This is a genomic window from Streptomyces sp. NPDC026522 (genome assembly GCF_055567555.1).
This window is the reverse complement of the sequence record NZ_JBVHQF010000006.1, coordinates 197730-219037: the sequence shown is the minus strand read 5'-3', so window position 1 is coordinate 219037 and position 21308 is coordinate 197730. Positions and strand designations below refer to the sequence as shown.

16 protein-coding genes and 1 pseudogene are annotated in these 21308 nt (G+C 71.6%); 10 read left to right on the top strand and 7 right to left on the bottom strand.

Features of this window, described 5'->3' with window-relative positions:
* Positions 1-34 precede the first annotated feature (34 nt).
* The 5 genes from ACZ4M3_RS17505 to ACZ4M3_RS17485 all read left to right on the top strand — a co-directional run bounded on the left by ACZ4M3_RS17505 (position 35) and on the right by ACZ4M3_RS17485 (position 7075).
* Positions 35-1615, top strand: a complete 1581-nt coding sequence (locus ACZ4M3_RS17505) for a GMC oxidoreductase (RefSeq protein ID WP_467733475.1) — start codon at positions 35-37, stop codon at positions 1613-1615.
* A 160-nt stretch (positions 1616-1775) separates the two neighbouring features.
* Positions 1776-2615, top strand: a complete 840-nt coding sequence (locus tag ACZ4M3_RS17500; RefSeq protein WP_467733473.1) for an SDR family oxidoreductase — start codon at positions 1776-1778, stop codon at positions 2613-2615.
* Between the two features lie 38 nt (positions 2616-2653).
* A complete protein-coding gene (locus ACZ4M3_RS17495) occupies positions 2654-4117 on the top strand; it encodes a cytochrome ubiquinol oxidase subunit I (protein WP_467733471.1) in 1464 nt (487 codons plus the stop codon).
* Entirely contained in the window at positions 4117-5169 is a 1053-nt protein-coding gene (locus tag ACZ4M3_RS17490; protein WP_467733469.1) for a cytochrome d ubiquinol oxidase subunit II, read from the top strand. Before ACZ4M3_RS17495 ends, ACZ4M3_RS17490 begins: the two co-directional genes overlap by 1 nt.
* A gap of 115 nt (positions 5170-5284) precedes the next feature.
* Complete coding sequence (locus ACZ4M3_RS17485; RefSeq protein WP_467733467.1) at positions 5285-7075, top strand: cation:proton antiporter; 1791 nt, start codon at positions 5285-5287, stop codon at positions 7073-7075.
* A gap of 174 nt (positions 7076-7249) precedes the next feature.
* On the opposite strand, the gene ACZ4M3_RS17480 is transcribed toward ACZ4M3_RS17485, so the two are convergent.
* On the bottom strand, positions 7250-9091 hold the full coding sequence (locus ACZ4M3_RS17480; protein ID WP_467733465.1) for a glycoside hydrolase family 15 protein: 1842 nt from the start codon (positions 9089-9091) through the stop codon (positions 7250-7252).
* A 169-nt stretch (positions 9092-9260) separates the two neighbouring features.
* Between ACZ4M3_RS17480 and ACZ4M3_RS17475 the strand changes: the two genes are divergently transcribed.
* Positions 9261-10358, top strand: coding sequence for a magnesium transporter CorA family protein (locus tag ACZ4M3_RS17475; protein WP_467733464.1), 1098 nt, complete (start codon positions 9261-9263; stop codon positions 10356-10358).
* A gap of 295 nt (positions 10359-10653) precedes the next feature.
* Here ACZ4M3_RS17475 and ACZ4M3_RS17470 read toward each other — a convergent pair whose 3' ends face one another.
* The gene (locus tag ACZ4M3_RS17470; RefSeq protein ID WP_467733462.1) at positions 10654-11985 is read right to left on the bottom strand and encodes a YhgE/Pip family protein; all 1332 of its coding nucleotides are present in this window, start codon (positions 11983-11985) and stop codon (positions 10654-10656) included.
* A gap of 135 nt (positions 11986-12120) precedes the next feature.
* Between ACZ4M3_RS17470 and ACZ4M3_RS17465 the strand changes: the two genes are divergently transcribed.
* Positions 12121-12774, top strand: coding sequence for a MerR family transcriptional regulator (locus ACZ4M3_RS17465; protein ID WP_467733460.1), 654 nt, complete (start codon positions 12121-12123; stop codon positions 12772-12774).
* 59 nt (positions 12775-12833) lie between these two features.
* Here ACZ4M3_RS17465 and ACZ4M3_RS17460 read toward each other — a convergent pair whose 3' ends face one another.
* Together ACZ4M3_RS17460 and ACZ4M3_RS17455 are read right to left on the bottom strand one after the other, a co-directional pair.
* Positions 12834-13586: a maleylpyruvate isomerase family mycothiol-dependent enzyme gene (locus ACZ4M3_RS17460; RefSeq protein ID WP_467733458.1), complete on the bottom strand. Its 753-nt coding sequence runs from the start codon at positions 13584-13586 to the stop codon at positions 12834-12836.
* 119 nt (positions 13587-13705) lie between these two features.
* On the bottom strand, positions 13706-14293 hold the full coding sequence (locus tag ACZ4M3_RS17455) for a TetR/AcrR family transcriptional regulator (protein WP_467733456.1): 588 nt from the start codon (positions 14291-14293) through the stop codon (positions 13706-13708).
* A gap of 167 nt (positions 14294-14460) precedes the next feature.
* On the opposite strand from ACZ4M3_RS17455, the gene ACZ4M3_RS17450 reads away from it, so the two are divergent.
* The gene (locus tag ACZ4M3_RS17450; RefSeq protein ID WP_467733454.1) at positions 14461-15420 is read left to right on the top strand and encodes an alpha/beta hydrolase family protein; all 960 of its coding nucleotides are present in this window, start codon (positions 14461-14463) and stop codon (positions 15418-15420) included.
* A 21-nt stretch (positions 15421-15441) separates the two neighbouring features.
* Here the strand turns inward: ACZ4M3_RS17450 and ACZ4M3_RS17445 are convergent, their stop codons facing one another.
* Positions 15442-17901 carry a helix-turn-helix transcriptional regulator gene (locus ACZ4M3_RS17445; protein ID WP_467733452.1) on the bottom strand — a complete coding sequence of 820 codons (2460 nt, stop codon included), beginning with the start codon at positions 17899-17901 and terminating at the stop codon, positions 15442-15444.
* A 202-nt stretch (positions 17902-18103) separates the two neighbouring features.
* Here ACZ4M3_RS17445 and ACZ4M3_RS17440 point away from each other — a divergent pair, with 202 nt between their 5' ends.
* Together ACZ4M3_RS17440 and ACZ4M3_RS17435 are read left to right on the top strand one after the other, a co-directional pair.
* On the top strand, positions 18104-18880 hold the full coding sequence (locus ACZ4M3_RS17440; protein WP_467733450.1) for a PE-PPE domain-containing protein: 777 nt from the start codon (positions 18104-18106) through the stop codon (positions 18878-18880).
* Between the two features lie 188 nt (positions 18881-19068).
* Entirely contained in the window at positions 19069-19710 is a 642-nt protein-coding gene (locus ACZ4M3_RS17435) for a DUF998 domain-containing protein (protein WP_467733448.1), read from the top strand.
* A 115-nt stretch (positions 19711-19825) separates the two neighbouring features.
* Here ACZ4M3_RS17435 and ACZ4M3_RS17430 read toward each other — a convergent pair.
* A pseudogene (locus tag ACZ4M3_RS17430) lies at positions 19826-20404 on the bottom strand (DUF4232 domain-containing protein); the annotation flags it as partial.
* A 196-nt stretch (positions 20405-20600) separates the two neighbouring features.
* Positions 20601-21197: an NAD(P)H-dependent oxidoreductase gene (locus tag ACZ4M3_RS17425; RefSeq protein WP_467733446.1), complete on the bottom strand. Its 597-nt coding sequence runs from the start codon at positions 21195-21197 to the stop codon at positions 20601-20603.
* Between the last annotated feature and the right edge of the window lie 111 nt (positions 21198-21308).

The following is a 21308-nucleotide window of genomic DNA, read 5'->3' as shown; positions in this document are numbered from 1 at the left end:
GGCGCGGCCCACGAGCGCAAGGACGGTGGTCGCCGTGGGCGACTCCCCGCACTACGACGTCGTCGTCATCGGTTCCGGCGCCGGCGGCGGTACGCTCGCCCACCGCCTCGCCCCGTCCGGCAAACGGGTCCTCATCCTCGAACGCGGCGACTACCTCCCCCGCGAGCGCGACAACTGGGAATCCACCGCCGTGTTCGTGAAGGCCAAGTACCGCGCCCCGGAGTTCTGGCTGGACCAGCACGGCAACGAGTTCCCGCCCGAGGTGAACTACTACGTCGGCGGGAACACCAAGTTCTACGGCGCCGCCCTCTTCCGGCTGCGGCCCGAGGACTTCGGCGAGCTGCGCCACCACGGCGGGCCGTCACCGGCCTGGCCGATCCGCTACGAGGACCTGGAGCCGTACTACACCGAGGCCGAGCACCTCTACAAGGTCCACGGCCGCCACGGGGAGGACCCGTGGGAGGGCCCGTACAGCGCCCAGTACGCCTACCCGCCGGTCGAACACGAACCGCGGATCCAGCAGTTGAGCGACGACCTGGAGAAGCGGGGCCTGCACCCGTTCCACCTGCCCATCGGCGTCGACCTGCTCCAGGACGAGAACGGGCGGGCGACCAGTTCCAGCGTCTGCATCCGCTGTGACCGGGTGGACGGCTTCCCCTGCCTGGTGCGCGGCAAGTCCGACGCCCAGGTGATCTGCGTGGAGCCGGCGCTGCGGCACCCCAACGTCGAAATGGTCACCAACGCCCGGGTGGTGCGGCTGGAGACCGACCCGACCGGACGCAGCGTCACCAAGGTCCTGACCCGCGGCGAGGACGGCGGCGAAGCCTCCTACTCGGCGGACATCGTGGTCGTCGCCTGCGGGGCGGTCAACTCGGCGGCGCTGCTGCTGGCCTCGGCCGACGACCGCCACCCCCGCGGCCTGGCGAACAGCTCCGACGTGGTCGGCCGCCACTACATGCGGCACAACAACCTGGCCCTGATGGCCGTTTCGAAGGAACCCAACCCCACAAAGTTCCAGAAGACCCTGGCCCTGCACGACTGGTACCTCGGCGCCGACGACTGGGACTACCCGCTCGGCGGCATCCAGATGCTCGGCAAGTCCGACGCCGAGCAGATCCACGGCGAGGCCCCCCGCTGGGCCGGGGCCGTCACCCCCGACATGCCCTTCGAGGTACTGGCCCACCACGCCGTCGACTTCTGGCTGTGCGGCGAGGACCTTCCCCGGCCCGACAACCGGGTCACCCTCAACGGCGACGGCACCATCCGGCTCGCACTCGACGAGAGCAACAACATCGAGGGGCTCACACGGCTGCGGCACAAGCTCCAGGGCATGCTCGGCCGGCTGGGCATGCACGAACACCGGCTCCTGTCGCACAGCATCTACCTCCACAAGGGCATGCCGATCGGGGCCACGGCCCACCAGGCCGGCACCGTCCGGTTCGGCGACGACCCGACCACCTCCGCGCTCGACGTGCACTGCAAGGCCCACGACCTGGACAACCTGTACGTGGTCGACACCAGCTTCTTCCCGAGCATCGGGGCGGTGAATCCGTCCCTCACCGCGATCGCGAACGCCCTGCGGGTGGGCGACCACCTCCTGGAACGGCTCGGCTGACCCCGCGGATTGCCCCGACCGGGCGTTGCTGCTCCGCCGGGTGGCCCAAGGGCGCCTCGCCCGGACCGCCGATCGCCGCCGCGGGTGCTTCCGTGGCGTCCGGACCCTGACGGGCCGCGGTCGGGCGGTCCGGACCGGGCAGTCGAGGAGGCAGTCGATCGTGAGTTCCACCGAGGGCGCACCGCAGGGAGTGATCCCCGCCCGCCTGCTCAAGGGCCAGAAGGCGCTGGTCACCGGCGCCAACAGCGGAATCGGCATGGCCACCGCCATCGGCCTCGGCCGGGCCGGCGCCGACGTGGTCGTGAACTACGTGGCCGGCGCGGACGAGGCCGAGAAGGTGGTCCGGGAGATCACCTCGTTCGGCGTGCGCGCCGCCGCGTACGAGGCGGACGTGTCCCAGGAGGACCAGGTCGTGGCCATGATGGACCGGATGGTCCAGGAGTTCGGCACGATCGACATCCTGGTCGCCAACGCCGGGCTGCAGCGCGACGCCCCGTTCGCGGAGATGACGCTCGCCCAGTGGCAGAAGGTGATCGACGTCAACCTCACGGGCCAGTTCCTGTGCGCGCGGGAAGCGACGAAGGAGTTCCTGCGGCGCGGCGTCGTCCCCGAGGTGTCCCGGGCGGCCGGAAAGATCATCTGTATGAGCTCCGTGCACCAGATCATCCCCTGGGCGGGGCACGCCAACTACGCCTCCTCCAAGGGGGGCGTGCAGATGCTGATGGAGACCCTGGCCCAGGAACTCGCGCCCAAGAAGATCCGGGTGAACGCCATCGCTCCCGGAGCCATCAAGACACCGATCAACCGGAGCGCCTGGGAGACGCCCGAGGCCCGCAAGGACCTGCTCCGGCTGATCCCGTACGAGCGCATCGGCGAGCCCGAGGACATCGCGCACGCGGCCGTGGCGCTCGCCTCGGACCTCATGGACTACGTCGTGGGCACCACGCTCTTCGTGGACGGCGGGATGACCCTCTTCCCCGGCTTCGCCACCGGCGGCTGAGCTCCTCCCACCTGTCCTCCCGAGCGGCAAAGGAACGTATGCACACCACGGTGCATCTGCTGGCGGACGGCCCCGCCCAACTGCTCCCGGCCAGGGAGCTCATGGCCTTCACCCTCGCCTCCCACATCCTCCTGGTGCCGATGGGAGTGGCGCTGCCGCTCATCACCCTCGTCATGCACTACCGCGGCCTGCGCCGGGGCGACGCCACCGCCCTGCTGCTGGCCCGGCGCTGGTCGGCGGTGATGGCCGTGCAGTTCGCGATCGGCGTCGTCACCGGCACCGTGCTGTCGTTCGAGTTCGGCCTGCTCTGGCCGGGACTGATGGGCCGGTGGGGCGACGTCTTCGGCATCGGGTTCGGCGTCGAGGCCTGGGCGTTCTTCCTCGAAGCGGTGCTCATCGCCATCTACCTCTACGGCTGGCGCAGGCTGAACCCGCGCACCCACTTCCTGCTCGCGCTGCCGCTGCCGGCCACCGCGCTGCTCGGGGCCTTCGGCATCCTGGCCGCCAACTCGTGGATGAACACCCCGCAGGGGTTCACGCTCGACGCCCAGGGCGACCCGGTGGACGTGGACGTGTGGAAGGCCGTCTTCACCCCGATGTTCGGCCCCCAGTACTGGCACTTCGTGGTCGCGATGCTGGTGACGGCCGGCTACGTGGTGGCAGGCGTGTACGCGGTCGGATGGCTGCGCGGCCGCCGGGACCGCTACCACCGGCTCGGCTTCGCGGTCCCCTTCACCATCGCCGCGGTGGCCACTCCGGTGCAGTTCTTCCTGGGCGACTCGATCGCCCGGCAGGTCTTCCACAAGCAGCCCGTGAAGTTCGCGGCGACGGAGATCGTCTGGAACACCGGCACCCACGTCCCGGAGTACCTGTTCGGCCGGCTCCATCCGGACGGCACCATCTCCGGCGGCATCAAGATCCCGCAGTTGGACTCCATCCTGGCCGGGTTCCGCCCGGACACCGAGGTGACCGGGCTGACCTCAGTACCGGCGGGCGACCGGCCGAACGCCACCCAGGCCACCATCGCCCACTGGGCCTTCGACCTCATGGTCGGGATCGGCAGCCTGCTCCTGCTGCTCGCCCTGCTGTACGGGCTGGTCTGGCTCCGCCACCGCAGGCTGCCCCGCTCGAAATGGTTCTACGCCGGCGCCGCCTGCGCCGGCGCGGCCTCCCTCGTCGCCGTCGAAGCCGGCTGGATCACCGCCGAGGTGGGCCGCCAGCCGTGGATCGTCTACCAGAACATGCGCGTCGCCGAGGCCGTGACCTCGACCCGCTCCACCACCCTCTGGACCATGTTCGGCCTGGTGATCGTGGTGTACCTGGGCGTCTTCGCGGCGTTCCTCGTCGTCCTGCTGAAGATGCGCGACCGCTGGCGCCCGGCGGACGAGACGGCCGACCAGCGGCCGCTGGATGCGCCGGAGTCCGTCACCCCCTACGGTCCGCGCCCTGCGGCCCCGGCGGGCGACGCGGGCTCCGGGACACCGGGGAGCGGTGAACGGTGATGGCGGACCTCGTCGCCTTCGTGCTGCTGCTCGCCGTGGTCGCGTACGCCTGCGCGGGCGGAACCGACTACGGGGCCGGGTTCTGGGACCTGACGGCCGGCGGGGCCGAGCGCGGCAAACGCGCAAGATGGCTGATCGACCACGCCATGGCCCCCGTGTGGGAGGTCAACAACGTCTGGCTGGTCTTCGTGCTGATCATCATGTGGACCGGGTTCCCCGTGCTGTTCCAGACCGTGTTCACCGCGTTGTGGCTGCCGCTCGCCCTGGCCGCCCTGGGCATGGTCCTGCGCGGCGCCGGATTCGCCCTGCGCAAGCCCGCCCGCCGACTGGCCCGGCGGCGCCTGTACGGCGCCGTCTTCGCCGTCGCCTCCCTGCTCACCCCGTTCTTCCTCGGGGCGGCCGTGGGCGCCATCGCCTCCGGCCGGATCGCGCCGGGTACCGAGGCCTCGGCGGACGCCTGGGCGGGCCCCGCGCCCCTCTTGTTCGGGCTCCTCACCATCGCCACGACCGCACTGCTCGGCGCCGTGTTCCTCAGCGCCGACGCCACCCGCTTCGACACACCCGACCTCGTCGGCTACTTCCGGCTGCGCGCCCTCCTCGCTCTCGGCGCGGTCGCCCTGACCGCCGTGGGGGTCCTCCTCGTCACCCGTACGGAAGCCCCCCACGTCTGGCACGGACTCACCCACGGGGCAGGCCTCGCCCTCGTGATCGTGTCCGCGGCCTTCTTCGCCGCCACCGGGCTGCTCGTACAGCGGGGCAGGGTCCACTGGGCCCGGTTCAGCTGCGTCGGCATCGTCGGCGCGGCCGTCTTCGCCTGGGGGCTGGCCCAGCGCCCCTACCTCATCCCCACGTCCCTGTCCGTGGCGGACGCCGCGGGCGATCCGCAGACCCTGGCCTGGCTCCTGGTGGTCAGCCTCGTCGCGCTGGCGCTCGTCGCCCCGGCCGTCTTCTTCCTCTACTGGATGGACACCCACGGCGAACTGGAGCCCCTGACCGAATCCGACCTGCGGCGGACCGGCCCGACGCGGGGTGGGGCCGCCGACGACGACTGACCGCACGGCGCCCCCCCGGTGGCCACCCGGGCGGTTCCGCCGGCGGGGTCGCCCGGCGGCCTCCGCCACCCCGTCGAGTCCCCGTCGCGCCCGTGGGGCGAGGAAGGAACCCGCTGTGAGCGAGGACGACATCCTCCTCGGCATCGCCCTGGTCGTGGCCCTGGCCACCGCCTGCCAGATCCTCGCCGGCAAACTGCGGGTCCCGGCCCTGATCCTGCTGCTGCCGGTCGGCTTCGCCGCGGGCGCCCTCACCGACGTCATCCACCCGGACCAGCTGGTCGGGCCGGACTTCTCGGCCCTGGTGTCCCTGTCCGTGGCGGTGATCCTCTACGACGCCGGTCTCGGCCTCGACCTGCGCAGCCTCACCGGCCGGACCCGAGCGACCGTGGGCAGGCTGTTGCTCTTCGGCGTCGGCTTCACCTTCTTCGCCGTGTGCGCCGTCGGGCCGGCCCTGTTCGGCATGTCGCTCAGGGTGGCCGCGATGGTGGGCATGATCCTCGTCGTGTCGGGGCCCACGGTGGTGGGGCCGCTGCTCCACTACGTGCGGCCGACGGACAAGGTACGGCGCCTGCTGATCTGGGAAGGGACGCTGACCGACCCGATCGGCGCCATCCTCGGCGCCGTCGTCTTCCACGCCGTCGCCACCACCAGCCGCGTCCACCTCGGGCGCGGGTACCAGATCGGCCAGTTCCTCATCAGCATGGCCGTCGGACTCGTCGGCGGAGCCGTGGGGTTCGCGCTGCTGTGGCTGACCCTGCGGGTGCTCCGGCTCGGCGAGGAGCTCGGCACGCTGGCGCAGCTGGCCACGGTGATCGCCGTATCGGCGGGGTGCGACATCGTCCGCGACGACACCGGGCTCATCGCCGCGATCGTCACCGGTATGGCCGCGGCCAACATGCGGGGTTTCGACATGCCGGCCCGCCGGCCCTTCTTCGAGACCCTCGTCCAGCTGATCATCGGGCTGCTGTTCATCTCGATCTCCGCGAGCGTCACGCCGGCCTCCCTCAAGCCCGTGCTCCTTCCCACGCTCGTCCTCGTCGCGCTCCTCGTCCTCGTGGTGCGGCCGCTGGTGGCCCTCGCCGCCACCTGGGGCACGGACCTGACCCGCGGGGAACGGGCGTTCACGGGATGGATGGCCCCGCGCGGCATCGTCGCCGCCTCGACCGCGGCCGCCTTCGCGGCGTCCCTCGTCCAACTGGGGCTGCGCGGTGCCTCCAAGGTCCTGCCCGTCACCTTCCTGGTGATCGTCTCGACGGTCGTGCTGTACGCCCTGACCGCCGCCCCCGTGGCCCGGCGCCTCGGTGTCGCCAGGCCGAACCGCACCACCCCCCTGCTGGTGGGCGGCGCCCCGTGGGCGATCGCGCTGGCGAGCGCCCTGCGCTCGACGGGACTCGACGTGCAGATGTGGGCCGGGCTGGACGAGGAGCGCGCACGGATCAAGGACGCCGGAATCCAACTGGCCCCGGGAGACCTGCTGGCGACGGCCACCAACCCCAGGGCGCGGCTGGAGGGGGTCGACGCGGTGTTCCTGCTCACCGATGACGACGACTTCAACGCGCTGGCCTCGGTGCTGGTCGAGGACAACGTCGAGGGACCCGTCTACCGGGTGGGGCCGGCGCACGAGAGCCACGGCGTGGTCGCGCCGTACACGGGCGGCGGCGTCCTGTTCGGCGGTTCGCTCGTCCGGCACGTTCTGGCGGCGCGGTACGAACAGGGCGCCCGGTTCCTCGTACAGCCCGCCTCCCGTCCGCTCCCCCCGGACCACGAACCGCTGTTCGTGGTCCGGGACGAGGGCCGGCTGGAGCCGTTCGACGAGACGCGGGCCGTGGGACCGGGCGACCAGATCGTGCTGCTGGGCCCCTTACCGCCCGGAGCGCAGGCACCCGCTGCGGGACAGCCGGTTTAGGCCCTGGTGCAGGTCGGCCCGGCCGGCGTCGCGCGGGCCTCGCCGATCCACGTGAGGCCCGCCTCGGCACGGTTGATCGCGAACCGTGTGGTCAGGCTCCGTCCAGCCAGCCCCGGAAGGCGTGCAGGCCGGCGTCGGTCGCGGAACAAACAGGTCAACGGCTCGGCTCCGGCGTCAGTCCTGTCGCATACGGTTCAAGGTGTCGTCCAGCGTGATGGCCGCGTCGATGAGCGCCAGGTGGGTGAACGCCTGCGGGAAGTTGCCGAGTTGCCGTCCCGTCAGCGCGATCTCCTCGGAGTACAGGCCGAGGTGGTTGGCGTACGTCATCATCTTCTCCAGTACGAGCCTGGCCTGATCGGTCCGGCCGGCCCGGGCGAGGGCGTCGACGTACATGAAGGTGCACAGCGAGAAGGTGCCTTCGGAGCCGCGCAGACCGTCCGGCGACGCTTCGGGGTTGTACCGGTAGACCAGGCTGTCGGTGACCAGCTCCCGGTCCATGGCGTCCAAGGTGGAGGTCCACATCGGGTCGTCGGGGGTGATGAAACCCACCGTCGGCATGCGCAGCAGCGAGGAGTCGAGCACATCGCTCCCGTAGTGCTGGACGAACGCCTTGCGCGCCGGGTCCCAGCCCTTGGCCAGGATCTGCTCGTAGATGCTGTCGCGCTCGGCGGCCCAGCGGCCGCTCTCCGCCGGCCGGCCGTGGGCGACCGAGAGCCGCAGCGCGCGGTCGAAGGCGACCCAGGACATCACCCGGCCGTAGGTGAAGTGCTGGCGTCCGCCGCGGGTCTCCCACAGCCCTTCGCCCGCCTGGTCCCAGTGGTCCACGAGCCATTCGAGCAGGACGCGAAGCGACGCCCAGCCCTGGATGTCGAGGTGGATGCCGTGCTGGTGGGCGAAGGACATGCTGTCCAGTGCCTCGCCGTAGATGTCCAGCTGCAACTGGGTCGCCGCGCCGTTGCCGATGCGCACCGGCGAGGATCCCTGGTACCCCTCCCAGTGCTCCAGGGTCTCTTCGTAGAGGTCGGAGGAACCGTCCACCCGGTACATGATGTTCAGCGGGCCCGTGTCGGTGTCGCGGCCGGCCTTCTCCTTCACGCGGTCGCTCAGCCAGCCGATGAACGCCCTCGCCTCCTCCGTGAACCCCAGCCCCAGCAGGGCGTACACCGAGAAGGACGCGTCCCGGATCCAGGTGAACCGGTAGTCCCAGTTGCGCTCACCGCCCAGCTGCTCCGGCAGGCCCGCCGTGGGGGCCGCCACCAGGGCGCCGGTGGGTGCGTACGTCATCAGCTTCAGCGTCACGGCGGAGCGCTCCACCGTCTCGCGCCATCGGCCCGTGTACCGGGACTGGCGCAGCCACGTCCGCCAGTAGTGCCTGGTCTCGGTGAAGAGCTCCTGGAACTCGGCGACGCGGATCTCGCGCGGCGGCCCCGCGGCGGCCGACTCCATGACCAGGCCCCGCTGCTGGCCGGCTTCGAGTGCGAGCTCGACCCGCAGGTCGTGATCTCCGGTGAGACCGTGCACCCGTCGTTCGTCCTGCGGTTCCCGCACCACGCTGAGGGTGAGCTCCAGGCCGTCCGAGGCGAATACGGCCCCGTTGTCGGTGATCCGCAGGGAGTGGGTCTTACGGCCGTAGTCGAACCGGGGGGCGATCTCGACCTGGAACGTCATGCTGCCGCGTACGCATCGGAGCATGCGGACCAGGCGATGGCGGTCGGTGGCCGTTTCACCGGTCACCGGCATGAAGTCGACGACTTCGCCCGCACCGGCCTCGGTCATGAAGCGCGTCACGAGAATCGCGGTGTCAGGCAAGTACAACTGCTTGGTGGTGTACGAGTCTTCCGCGGGTCTGACCGAGAAGTGGCCGCCCCTGTCCCAGTCGAGAAGGGCCCCGAAAACGCTGGGGGAATCGAACCGCGGACAGCAGAACCAGTCGATCGTTCCGTCCGTCGTCACCAGGGCCGCGGTCTGCAGATCACCGATCAGGCCATGGTCTTCGATCAGCGGATAGTCAGCCATGGGAGGACCCTTTCGGACGCCACCCAGTCAGCTTAGGCGCCGAATTCCCCGCGAGCCCGTCGGGCAGGCCTCTCCTGCGGGGGCCGGTGAGCGGCTTTACCATGAGGAGCTGCCGTGTAGGTGCTCAACCACATCGACACGTTCCTGCACGCATCCTGGGTGAGGCGCGATGATCGTATCGGTGGTGTCGGTGCCGGAAGGCGTCGTCACTCGCACGCAGCTGTCCGAGGCCCGGGAGCGGCTGGCGAGCCCCGATCTCGTGATGGTGGACATCGACCAGGGCGAGAACCCCCCGCCCGATGAGCCCGAGCAGCCGCTGTCCCGCTTGCTCGGGCTGACCGGGCAGGGCTGGGAGTGGTTCGGCAGACGGCACGAGCCCGTACGGGCCGAATACCACGAGGGCGCCGTGGGGTGCGTCGTGCCGGTGGTCGAGGGCACCGGCATCACCCACATCCACGTCCTCGCCAGCGACCGGCACCTCATCACCGTCCACCAGGGGCCCGTGGGACTGATCGAGTCCTTCTCCGAGCGCCTGCCCCAGGACCGGCCCACCGACGGGGCGCTCATGGCGTTCCTGTTCATGCACGGTGTCATGGAGGGGTTCCGCCGCACCGCCGCCCGCACGCTGCTGGAGGTGGAGGATCTCGAGGAGGAGATGTTCGAGGGGCGGCAGCCGCAGCACGTGCACCGCCTGGCCCGGCTGCGACGGAGCGCGGCACAGCTGCACCGGGCGTTCCTGCCCTACGCCGCGGTCGCCGAGGAGTTCCTGACGCACCGCAGGATGGCGAACCGCGAGATCTCCGAGGAGTGGCGAGCGCTCAACCTCAAGCACGAGCGCACCGTGCAGTTGGTGATGATGGAGATCGAGTCCCTGCGGGACGAAACCCGGCGGGCCGCGGACACCTACGCCTCGCTCGTCGCCGACGAGCAGAACCTCGTGATCAACAAGCTCGCCATCGCCTCGGTGATCTTCCTGCCGCTGTCGTTCATCACCGGGTTCTTCGGCATGAACTTCACGTACCTGACCAACGGCCTGACGAGCGAGCGGTCCTTCTTGACGCTGGGCGTCTGCATGCAGGTGTGCGCCCTGGCCGTGGCGATCTACTTCGTGCTGTACCGCACGCACTGGCGCCAGCTCGGCGGCGGCCCCGCCCGCGCGATCGACGCCGAAGCCGAAGCCGAAGCCGAGCTCGCGGACCGGCCGGAGCGCTCGACGCGGCGGCTGGGCCGTATCCCCAGAAGACCGGGCGGCCGGCCCCCTCGCTGAGCCGCGCCCGGCGCGCTCGACTCCGGCGCAGTCGGACCGGTCACCGTCCGAGGGTGTTCATCAGGATGATCGCCACCAGATCGGCGAGGATGAGGGCGACGACGCCGACGATCGCGGCCCAGGCTCTCTGCGACTCGTCCAAGTGCATGCCTCGCCTCCGGCGCGGATGTGGGGTGGCCGGACCGCGGGCACGGGCACACCGGCCTTCCGCCATGATGGCCCCGCACCGCGTCGCGCACATCTCGGAGCCGGCCGCCGAAGGGCCGCCACGGCATCCCGTGGCGGCCCGGTCGGATCAGGCCGTAGCGGGCGCCGCGGCCTCCGCCGGTTCGGTGGGTTCAGGGGTCCCGGTGCCCGGCAGGGGGACGCGGTGCAGCCCCCTGCGGTCGTAGAGGCGGGTGACGGCGAAGCCGAAGACCAGCGCGGCCACCAAGGCGACGCCCATCGCGGCCCACGCCCGGCTCAGGCCGGCGTCGGCCTGGGCTCCGTAATAGAGCAGCGAGCGCAGCCCCTCGGTGATCTGGCGCAGCGGCTCGAACTCGGAAAGCGCGCGGAAGAACCCGGGCAGCGCCTGGACGGGCACGGTGGCGCCGGAGGAGGGGACCGCCATCGCGACGAAGACGATGGTGGCCAGCAGCATGCCGGGGGTACCGAAGGCGGCGAACAGGGTCAGGCTGCCGATGCCGACGACCCCGATGGTGGCGACCGAGTAGAGCCACAGCAGGCCGAGGTGGGAGGCGTCCATGTCGAGGATGCCGACGGTGGCGACCTCTACCAGGGTGCCCATGACCAGGGACAGGCCGAGCATGAGCGCCATGCCGATGACCAGCGTGCGGACACGACTGGTGTGCTGGACGGGTTCCCGCTTGCGGAAGGGGCCGAAATCGGTGTGCAGGTAGCCGAGGGCGGTGTCTACCTGGGAGTTGACGACGTTGGCGCCGAGCATGCCGCAGACGACCAGGACCAGCGCGTAGTAGAAGGCGCTCAGGCCCATGGCGCTGCGGGAGCCGAGCGGGTGGCCGTCGGCGACGTTCACGGTCACCGGGTCGGCCAGTTTGAGCTGGGCGGCCGTCGGGAGCGGCGTCTTCTGGGCCGCGGCCTGCTTGAGCAGTTCCTGGCCGATCTGGGCCGAGGCGGCGTGGGCGGCCTTCTGGGCGGCCTGGGAGGACATGGAGGAACCGATGCTGCCGGCCGACTGGTTGGTCAGTACGGTCAGGGTCGGCGGGGCCGGCCGGCCCTGGGGTGCGGGCTGCGCGGCGGTGAGCGCGGTCACCGTGGCGGAGAAGTCCTTCGGGATGACGAGGGCGCCGAAGACCTTGCCCCGGCCCAGCCGCTCGTCGGCCTCCGCGCGGCTGACGACCTGCCAGTCGATGCTCTTCTCGCCCTTGGCGGCCTGCTGGATCCCTGCGACGACCTGCTCGCCCAGGTTGATGCGGCGGCCGCCCGCGTCGGCGCCGCCGTCGGTGTTGACCAGGGCCACGGGCAGGTCGCGCAGGTTGCCCTTGGGGTTGACGTTGCCGCCCACGTAGAGCAGGGCGAACAACATCGAGACCACTGCGGCGATGAGTCCCGTTCCGATCCACAACTGGGGTCGGCGGAGCACGGAGGGGGGAGTGGGATGAGGCATCGATTCTCCGGTGCGGCTGCGTTCCTGAGCTGGATACTTAAGGTATCCAGCTCCTGGATAGTGGCAGTATCTTGTTGTGGTGTCCAATCGCGGGCCCGACGCCGAAACGGACCGCGTGACCAGCAGGGAAGCCGTATGAAGATCTCGGAGCTCAGCCGCCGGACCGGTGTGCCCGTCGCCAGCATCAAGTACTTCCTGCGGCAGGGCCTGCTGCCCGCCGGGCGGGCGACCGCCGCGACCCTGGCCGAGTACGGGGAGGAGCACGTGCAGCGGCTGCGGCTGATCAAGGCGCTGACCACGCTCGGCGGCCTGTCCATCGCCGCCACCCGCGAAGTGCTCGGGGCGGTGGACCGGGCCGACAGCTCCGAGGGCGCCCTCGGAGCGGTCAGCTACGCCCTCCCGGTGCCGGTGGCCGCCCAGCGGGCCACGGGCCAGGAGGAGGAGGCGGTGGCCGAAGCGGCCGCCGGGGCCGAGGTGGCGGAGTTGCTCACGGCCCTGGACTGGCAGGCGCCCGGCACGTCACCGCACGTACAGGGACTGACGGCGGCGCTGAAGGAACTGCGGCGGCTGGACGCGCAGTACGGCCCCGGTGAACTGGCCGCCTACGCGCGGCTCGCCGAGTCGGTGGCCCGGCTGGACCTGGAGCGCGCGGCCGGCCTCGACGATCCGGTGGAGCTGGCCGAGCGGGCGGTCATCGTCTTCGCGATCTGCGCTCCGGTGTTCGAGCTCCTGCGCCGGCTCGCCCAGGAGGACCAGGTCCGGCGCCGCGTCGCTGCGGCGGACCAGTAGGACGCGCGCACCCGCCCGGCCCGCCGGCCGGGCGCGCGCGTAGGCCACACCCCACGGAGCTAGAAGGCCGAGTGGGTGAACCAGTTGGTGAGCAGGTCCGGGTCGCCGAGCAGCTGGAAGGCATCGCTCCGGTGATCCAGGCGGCCGTAGAGGAGCAGCAGCAGGTCGGCGGCCGTTCCGCGGACCGTGGCATCGGCCGCGCCGGGCTCGGCCAGCAGGGCGAAGCCGTCGGGGCGCAGGCCGACCACCCAGTCACCGTCGCCGTCCGTGCAGGCGAAGCGGATGGCCCGGTCCGGGGCCCGCAGCTGGGCGGTCAGCGGTGCGAAGGGGGATGCGAACGGCAGGTTGGTGAGGAACTCGTCGATGCCGTCGGCCGCCAGTACGCGGTCGACGTGCGGCGAGAGCCCGAGCGCGAGCTGGGCATCGACTCGGTGGACCAGGGTCTCGAACAGCATGCGCCGGACCCAGAACCGGGCGTGCTGGTCGACGCCCCAGGCCCACATCGGCGCGTTCAGGTCGGTGGCGGCGAACACCTCGGCGGCCTCGCTGGCGCTCTCGGCCAGCCAGCCGGGGAGGCCGTCCGGCCGCTCCGGCAGGCGGAGGTCCACCTCACGGCGGGCCGGCGGCTGCTGGATCCGGCGGCGGAGCAGCTCGGTGAACCAGCGGTGCACGCTGCCGACGTGCCGCGTGAGGTCTTCGAGGGTCCAGCCGGGGCAGGTCGGCACCGGGGTGGAGAGATCGGCCGCCGCGACCACGGCGACGAACTCGGCGGTCTCGGCTGCGACGGCCGCGCCGTGCTGGGCGGGGTTCATGTCCGACCCTTCCTCCAGTGCCCGAGCGGGCACATGCTTCATGACCTGGATAGTTTACGTCATGAAGTGATGGGGTGGTTCCGCGGGCGCCGTGGCGCAACGGTTGCCGAGCCCGGGTCCTACCCGCTCGCGAGGCCCCGGAGCAGCAGTTCGACCAGTCGCCGCGGGTCGTACCGGGGGTCGCCGTCCCGCCCGATGCAGAGGTTGCCGATGCCGCGCATCAGCTCGTACGCCTGCGTACCGGCCCTGATCTCACCCGCGTCCACCGCGGCAGCGAGCAACTGGCCGCAGACGGGCACCAGGCGGTCGAGGAAGTAGGCGTGCAGCGCGTCGAATCCGCTGCTGTCGGACTGCATCGCGTTGGCGAGTCCGTGCTTGGTGACCAGGAAGTCGACGAAGAGGTCGACCCATTGCCGGAGTGCTTCCAGTGGCGAGGCGGCGCTGCCCAGTAGGGCCGGTCCGGCCTCCGCGCAGGCGTCGACCTGGTGGCGGTAGACGGCGACGACCAGGTCCGCCCGGTTCGGGAAGTGCCGGTAGATCGTGCCCAGTCCGACGCCGGCCCGGGCCGCGATCTCGCGGATCGGCGCGTCGACCCCGGAGCTGACGAACACCGCGGCGGCGGCATCGAGCAGTGTCTGCCGGTTGCGCAGCGCGTCGGCCCGCTTGCCCCGGGCCGACGGCCCCCCTGACTCGCTCGCTGTGGACACCGCGCTCTCCTCCGATCGTCGTTGACAAAGCGGAACGGTGTTCCGTATGTTTAGCGGAACAACGTTCCGCTTCGAGTGTAGCCGAAGCATGCCACCCCCAACGCCCCATCCGCCGCCGGCCGCAACTCGGGACCCGCAGCGGGGGCCATGGAAGGGACATACGCGTCATGAGTGACTCGATCCACGCAACCGGCACCGTCACCGCACCCACTCCCGTCCTCTCGGTCAGCCCGGTCACCCTGCCGGTCTCCGGCCGGGCAGTGGACCTCCAGGTGCGCATCTCCTTGCCCGTCACCGGGAGCGACCTGCCGGTCATCCTCCTTTCCCACGGACAGGGCTACTCGAACAACCTCTCCTCCCTGAACGGTTACGCCCCCCTCGTCAACTCCTGGGCGGCGCAGGGCTTCGCCGTGATCCAGCCCACCCACCTCAGCTCGACCACCCTGACCCTGGACCCCGACACCCCCGGAGCGCCGCTGTTCTGGCGCTCGCGAGCCGAGGACATGAAGCTCGTCCTCGACCGGCTCGACCTGATCGAAGCCGCCGTGCCGCAGCTATTCGGCCGCCTGGACCGCAACAAGATCGCCGTCGCCGGGCACTCCATGGGCGGGCACACCGCGAGCCTGCTGCTGGGCGCCCGGCTCACCGATCCGCACGACGGAACGGAAGTGAACCTGACCGAGCCCCGGATCCGGGCCGGCGTGCTGCTTGCCGCGCCCGGCAGCGGGGGCGACTCCCTCACCGAATTCGTGGCGGAGAACTATCCGTTCTTCTCGACCACGGACTTCTCCACGATGGCGACACCCACGCTCGTGGTCGCCGGCGACAAGGACTCCTCCACCCACCTGACGGTTCGCGGCCCGGCCTGGCACACCGATCCGTACGCCCTCGCCCCGGCCCCCAAGTCCCTGCTCACCCTGTTCGACGCGGAGCACGGCCTCGGCGGGATCTCCGGGTACGACGTCGCCGAGACCACGGACGAGGATCCCGCGCGCGTGGCCGCGGTCGGACGGCTCACCGGGGCCTACCTCCGCACCGCGCTCTACCCCGGGGACTCCTCCTGGCAGGCGGCGCGGGACGCGCTGGCGGCCGGCCCCGACCCGCTCGGACGGGTCGAGTCCAAGTAGCGGCCGGGCAGCCGCAGGCCCTCAGCCGGCGGGCTCCGCGCCCAGGTGGTGTTGGAGGCGGGCGTGGCGGAACTGGTAGACGGCGCCGACCTGGCGCAGGACGCCGCGACGGTAGGCATCGTCGAGGAAGGCGACGACCGCCCACGGCAGTCGGCCGGTGAGGGGCAGCCAGATGCGGGTGAGGAGCACCCACTGCCCCCAGGCCGTGAACGCCAGGGCGTACGAGAGCGAGCCCGCCAGGCCACCGACGGCGCCGAGCGCGAGCCCGTCGGCCATGGGCCACGTGAGGGGGCCGACGACTCCCCGGAGGAGTTCGGTGATCAGCCGGCCGCCGAAGGCGATCACCAGGGTGAGCATGGGTGCCAGGAACAGGGTCTGGCGCACCACGATGCTGCGGTTGACGGCCAGCAGGTCCACCGGGGTGGCGGCGGAGCCCAGGTCGAGGGGGTCCTCCAGAGCCGCGCCGAGCCCGAGCACCAGGCCTCCCGCCAACCCGAATACGAGCCCGTACACCAGCGAGTTGACGAGCGTCGCCTCGATCACCACGGCGCTGACCGTCACGCGGCCGTTGGTCAGGAGTGCTCCGGTGGTGAAGCCGAGCCCGCAGCCGACGCCCATGACGAAGCCGCCCAGCAGTCCGGCCGAGAAGAGGGTGGCGTACCTGCGGGCGGCCGGGCCGTCGGCGGCTCCGGCCCGGCGGCCGCGGCCGGGCAGGCGCATCCGTACCCGGGACGGCTCGAACACCCTGATCCGGAACGCGCACAGGAGTCCGTAGACCAGCCCGAAGGCGAGCCCGACGGCAGGGCCGAACAGCAGCGCGTCCAGCAGGCCCGCGCCCAGCGCGAACGCGGCACTGTGGCCGGCCGCCAGGTTCTTGGCCGGGAAGACCAGCCAGTCGGCGGCACCGGTGACCAGCGAGCAGGCGAGGACCACGGCCAGCACCCGCGAGGACAGCCGCAGGGAGTCGCGCAGCTGCCACCACGCCAGGTCCTGACGTTCGCGGTGCCCGGGCCGGTCCAGGTGCCCGGCGAGGTGGCCCAGGTAGTGCCGGGCGCGCTGCGGGTCCCAGGCACGGGTCCGCTGCGGGCGGCGGGCACCGGGTGCGGTGACGGGGCGGCGGCGGTACACGGTCGGCACGAAGTCGGCCAGCAGATGGTCCTCTATGGACGCCGCGGTCGGGAAGCGGCCGGTGTCCAGCAGCACGGCCGGGTCCCGGGCCGGGGCGTCGCTGTAGACGGTCCGGGCGAGCAGGACCATCAGCGGAGTGCTCAGCACCTCGGCGAGGTGGGCGGCGCCGGGCTCCTCGGCAGCGGCGGTGCGCAGCCGTTCCAGTACGGGATCCCACACGGTGGTGGCCCGTCCGTCCCGGTCCGCCGGAGCGGTCGGGCGGGCGGTGCGGGGCAAGTAGTGCACCAGGTCGTCAGTGGTCAGGTCCAGGAGTTCGATGCCGGCGGCCTTGCGGAGCACCTCGACCGCGACGGCCTCGGTGAACTCCTGCGTACGGCTGCTCAGGACGAGGGGCAGCGAGCTGGTGTTGAGTTCCCGCAGGGCCGTGCCGAGGAGGCCGGTGGCGATCTCGTCCAGCCCGTCGAGCACCGGCAGGATCCACCCGGCGTCCACGAGGGCGGCGGCCAGGGGCGAGCCGCCGGGGGCGCGCGCGTCGAGGTTCGGGTGATCGCGCAGCAGGCGGGAGATCAGCCAGTCGCGCAGCGTGGTGCGGGTCGGATCCCACGACCCGATGCTGAAGACCACCGGCACGGGCTCGTCTTCGGAGCGCTTGACCAGATAGTCGAGGACGAACCGCAGGACGAGGACGGTCTTGCCGGAGCCGGCCCGGCCGAGCACCAGCAGCCGTCCCGAGCGCACCCGCCGGAAGACCTCGGCGATGTCGGCCAGCCCACCGTCGAGCGACAGCGGGCCGGAGCCGGTCCCGAGGGGGGTACCGCGGATGTTGTCCCCGTGGTCCAGCAGTTCCTGCGGCGCCGAGCGCCAGCGCACGGGCAGCGGGAACGGGTCGTGGATGCGGCGCTGCTCCTCCTCCCGGATGCAGCGGCTGTACACGTCGAGGGCCAGCGCATCGGCGGCCTCGGCCAGGGCCCCGCGCGACGGTGGCAGTGTGCTGGGCCGGGCCGGCCGGGCCGCCGCGGGCTCGGGGCCGGGCTCGGGGTCGGCCCCGGCCTCGGGGCCGGTCACCGGTCGGGGTTCGGGAACGGCCGTCGTGCGGGTGTCCTCGGCGGTGGTGCCGGTGCCCCGGTGAGCGGCCAGCAACTCCGTCCAGACGCCGTCGCGGTCGCGCCGCAGCGCGTCGGCCAGCGCGTGCGCGACCTGTTTCACCGTTCCCAACCGGGCATCGGTGGGTTTGCCGGTCTCCAGCCGGTGGATGGTACGCACCCCCAGCCGGGACCGCTCGGCCAACTGCTCCTGGGTCATCCCCGCCTCGAGCCGCAGCCCGCGGAGCAACGCGCCGAACCGGTTGGTCACTTGCCTGCCTCTCGCCCGCCCATGGTCCTGCCATCCATGACGGATGCCCCGTCAAAAGGCGGGCGGAACACCGTACGCCGGTGACCGGCCACATATGGCCGGTCGCTGACATGGTCCGCCGACCAGCACGAACACCAGGATGGGCACCGGCCGCCGCATCCGGTGCGGCGGAGTCCAGCCCGACCGAGGAGATGACCGCCAGATGCCCACCACGAAGCCGAGCAGGCTCGCCCGCCGACTCAAGTCCGTGATCGCGTCGACGGCACTGCTGTTGGCCGCAGCCGCCGTCGTGCCGCCCGCCGCACACGCCGCCCCGGCGCACCACTACTACATCGAGATCGGCGGCACCGGCGCGGCCGCGGACGCGCCCCAGTGCACCAGCAGCTTCACGGCCGCGAACGAGCACCTGGACGGCGGCATCGCGGTTCCCGTCTGCTACGTGGCCAGTGGCGGCCCGTTCGTCGGGAGCCACAACGAACAGCCGGCCCCCTGGGGCACCCCGAGCTTCGGCGACAGCGTGAACCAGGGCTACTGGAACGCCCTGGCCGCGCTGGAGAGCACCTACCGCGCCGACCCCACGGCCCGCTTCACCATCGCGGGCTACTCCCAGGGCGCCTGGGTCGGCGACCTGCTGCTCCAGACGATCGCGAAAAACGGCACCGAAGTACCCCGTTCACAGGTCGACGGCATGCTCTACTCCGACCCGATGCAGCCCCGCACCGGCTTCTGGCACCTCGTCCCCGAAGGGGTCCTGATCCCGTTCGTGGCGTATTCGCCCGGCACTGGACCGGAGGAGTTCCCCGGCGTCCCGGTCCAGCGCTTCTGCATCCAGACCGACGGCGTCTGTGACGCGACGTCCTTGGACTCCTTCGCGGGCTTCCTGCAGCAGCACCCGCGCTACTTCCAGCCCGGCAGCATCATCGAGACGACCCTCGCCAAGCACGGCGGCAACGGGACCGTCTGGTACCCGGCGGCGTAACGCCGGAGCGCTCCGCCCTGTAGCAGACGTCGCGGCCCGCCCGGGGGGACGGGCCGCGACGTCGCACCCCTTTCCGGCCGTTGATCCGGGGGGCCGCCCCACCGTGCTCCGGGGGCTGGCCCCAGTGCCCGGCGCCTCCTGCGCGTGATGGGCTGTCAGTCGAGCAGCGAGCACCAGGGGTGGGCGGGTTGAGGGAACGAATCGGGTGTGCCGCATGGGCGGTCGGTGTGGTGCAGTTCTTCGTGGTCCACGGGATCGTGGAATCCGCGTGGGCGAATCCGCCGTACAGCTGGGCACGGAACAACATCAGCGACCTGGGCAATGCGCACTGCCTGCTCGCGACGGACCCCGAGGTGCGCTTCATCTGCTCGCCCGAACACGGGTTGATGAACATTTCGTTCATGGTCCTCGGGACGCTGCTCGTCGCCGGCGCGGTCTTGACCGGCGGCGGTTTGTGGCGCGGGGGATGGGCAGGTGCCGTGCCGCGGCTGTTGCTGGGCGGCGCCGGGACCGGGTTCGTGCTCGCGGGGCTGGCACCGGCCGACGTGAATGAGAACCAGCACGCCTTGGGGGCGCTGCTGATCATGGGTACGGGGAACATCGGACTGCTGTTGGCCGGACGCGGACTGGCCGCACGGCACGCCAGCCTGCCGCGCCGGCTGACGTTCGCCCTGGGGACCACCGCGGTCGTGGCGTTCGGCCTCTTCCTGTCCGGCCACTACCTCGGCCTCGGCATGGGCGGCATGGAACGGCTCGCCGCGTTCCCGGTCCTGCTGTGGGCGCTGGCCGCCGCCGCCGCGGACCCGGAGGCTGCCGGTCCCCGCGCCTGAGGGTCCCTCCGCGCAGGGGCGGAGGGGGACCTCTTCGCATCCGCCGGAAGGCGGCCCGGTCAGTGGGGGAACAGCGGGGTGACGGCGGCTTCCGAGCTGCATTCCAGTACGTCAGGCGGGCCTTGTCGTCCACGTACACGCCGCCCTTCGGCATCTCCAGGAGGACACCCTCGCCCGTGTCGTGGTCAGGGCTCTGGCCGTGCGGCGCTAACGCCATGTTCCGCACCAGGGTGCTCACGTCCTTGCCGCTCTGGCGCAGGAGCAGCCCCGCGTAGGCCTCCTTGCCGGGGGCGAGCGTCACCTCCGTCCGCGGCTTGGAGTTCTCGAAGACCCCCACGAGCCGGCCGTGGCCGTCCTCCAGCCGGAGTACCGGACAGGTTCGCAGCTTGCACGGCTCGGTGCCGGTGTTGGTGACGGTCAGCAGGAGCTTCGAGTCGTCCTTCGTGGGCGGCACGGCCCACTCCACCTTGACCTCGGTGTAGTCGTCGGGGCAGTTGCCGTCGATGCCCTTCGGGTCGCCCTCGGCCTCGCCCGGACGGCCCGGCGCGGAAGAGGAGCCGGAGGGCTCGGCGGACGGCTCGGCGGATGGCTTGGCGTCGCCCGGCTCGCAGGCCGTGGCGGCGAGGAGCGCTGCGGCGGCGAGGCCGAGGGTGCCGAGTCTCCGGGGGTGGGTGGTCTTGCGGGAAATGCGCATCACGAACCCCCGTGGCTGCTGGCGTGCTGCGATTGGTCTGGCCAGGATGCCTACTCTGACCTGCGGATTCGCCTCGGCACAGGGCGCCGTTACAGCTCTCGTACGGAGCGGTGACGATTCCGTCGTGAGGGCGGCTCCGGGCCGGAGCAGAGGCCGACGACCCGGACCGGCGGCGCGTCACCCTGCCGGTCGGCGGTCAGCCGGCCAGCAGCGCGGCGGCGTGCCGACGTGCCTCGTCGAGCCACACCGCGCGCATCGCGTCGTCCGCGTCGGCGACCGTACGGAAGACGACCCGGCGTACGTCGGCAACTCCCACGTACGGCAGGACGCAGGCCGACCAGATGCTCTGCAACGGGTCGCCGAACTCGCTCTCCTCCCGGTCCGCGGGAGTGTCGGAGGTGTTCAGGACGAGGGCCCTGCCGGCCCTCAGCAGCCCCACGGGTTCGCCCTCGGCGGTACCCAGTTTGTAGGCGACGCCGGGCGCGAGCACCCGCTGCACCCAGCCGACCAGCACGGCGGGCGGCATCCCCCACCAGTTCGGGTGGACGAAGACCATGGCGTCGACAGTGGCCGCTTCCTCCTGGTGAACGGCCACGTGCGCGTCATGGGCGGGAGCCGCCGACCGGACCGTCTCCGTCTCCGCGGCGGAGAGCTGCGGTGGGAATCCCTCTGCATACAGGTCGTGCGCCAGCACTTGGCATCCCCGTCCGCGCAGTTCCGCCACGACCGCTTCGAACACGGTGTGGTTGAAACTCCCCGGCCGCGGGTGTGCGAGATATACCCCTACGCGCATGGTCCGTCCCCCAGTCGACACGAGCCGCTCGGCTGATCCGCCGCGGTCCGATCGTCGATTATCCGTGAACCGGAGGCATGCGGTGGGGGCGGATGTGCCGTAGAACTCCTG

Coding starts and splice junctions, on each gene's coding strand:
- ACZ4M3_RS17475 (WP_467733464.1), top strand. CDS start 9,261: ATGATCGTATCGGTGGTGTCGGTGCCGGAAGGCGTCGTCACTCGCACG.
- ACZ4M3_RS17465 (WP_467733460.1), top strand. CDS start 12,121: ATGAAGATCTCGGAGCTCAGCCGCCGGACCGGTGTGCCCGTCGCCAGC.
- ACZ4M3_RS17490 (WP_467733469.1), top strand. CDS start 4,117: ATGGCGGACCTCGTCGCCTTCGTGCTGCTGCTCGCCGTGGTCGCGTAC.
- ACZ4M3_RS17480 (WP_467733465.1), bottom strand. CDS start 9,091: ATGGCTGACTATCCGCTGATCGAAGACCATGGCCTGATCGGTGATCTG.
- ACZ4M3_RS17470 (WP_467733462.1), bottom strand. CDS start 11,985: ATGCCTCATCCCACTCCCCCCTCCGTGCTCCGCCGACCCCAGTTGTGG.
- ACZ4M3_RS17440 (WP_467733450.1), top strand. CDS start 18,104: ATGCCCACCACGAAGCCGAGCAGGCTCGCCCGCCGACTCAAGTCCGTG.
- ACZ4M3_RS17425 (WP_467733446.1), bottom strand. CDS start 21,197: ATGCGCGTAGGGGTATATCTCGCACACCCGCGGCCGGGGAGTTTCAAC.
- ACZ4M3_RS17450 (WP_467733454.1), top strand. CDS start 14,461: ATGAGTGACTCGATCCACGCAACCGGCACCGTCACCGCACCCACTCCC.
- ACZ4M3_RS17460 (WP_467733458.1), bottom strand. CDS start 13,586: ATGAACCCCGCCCAGCACGGCGCGGCCGTCGCAGCCGAGACCGCCGAG.
- ACZ4M3_RS17495 (WP_467733471.1), top strand. CDS start 2,654: ATGCACACCACGGTGCATCTGCTGGCGGACGGCCCCGCCCAACTGCTC.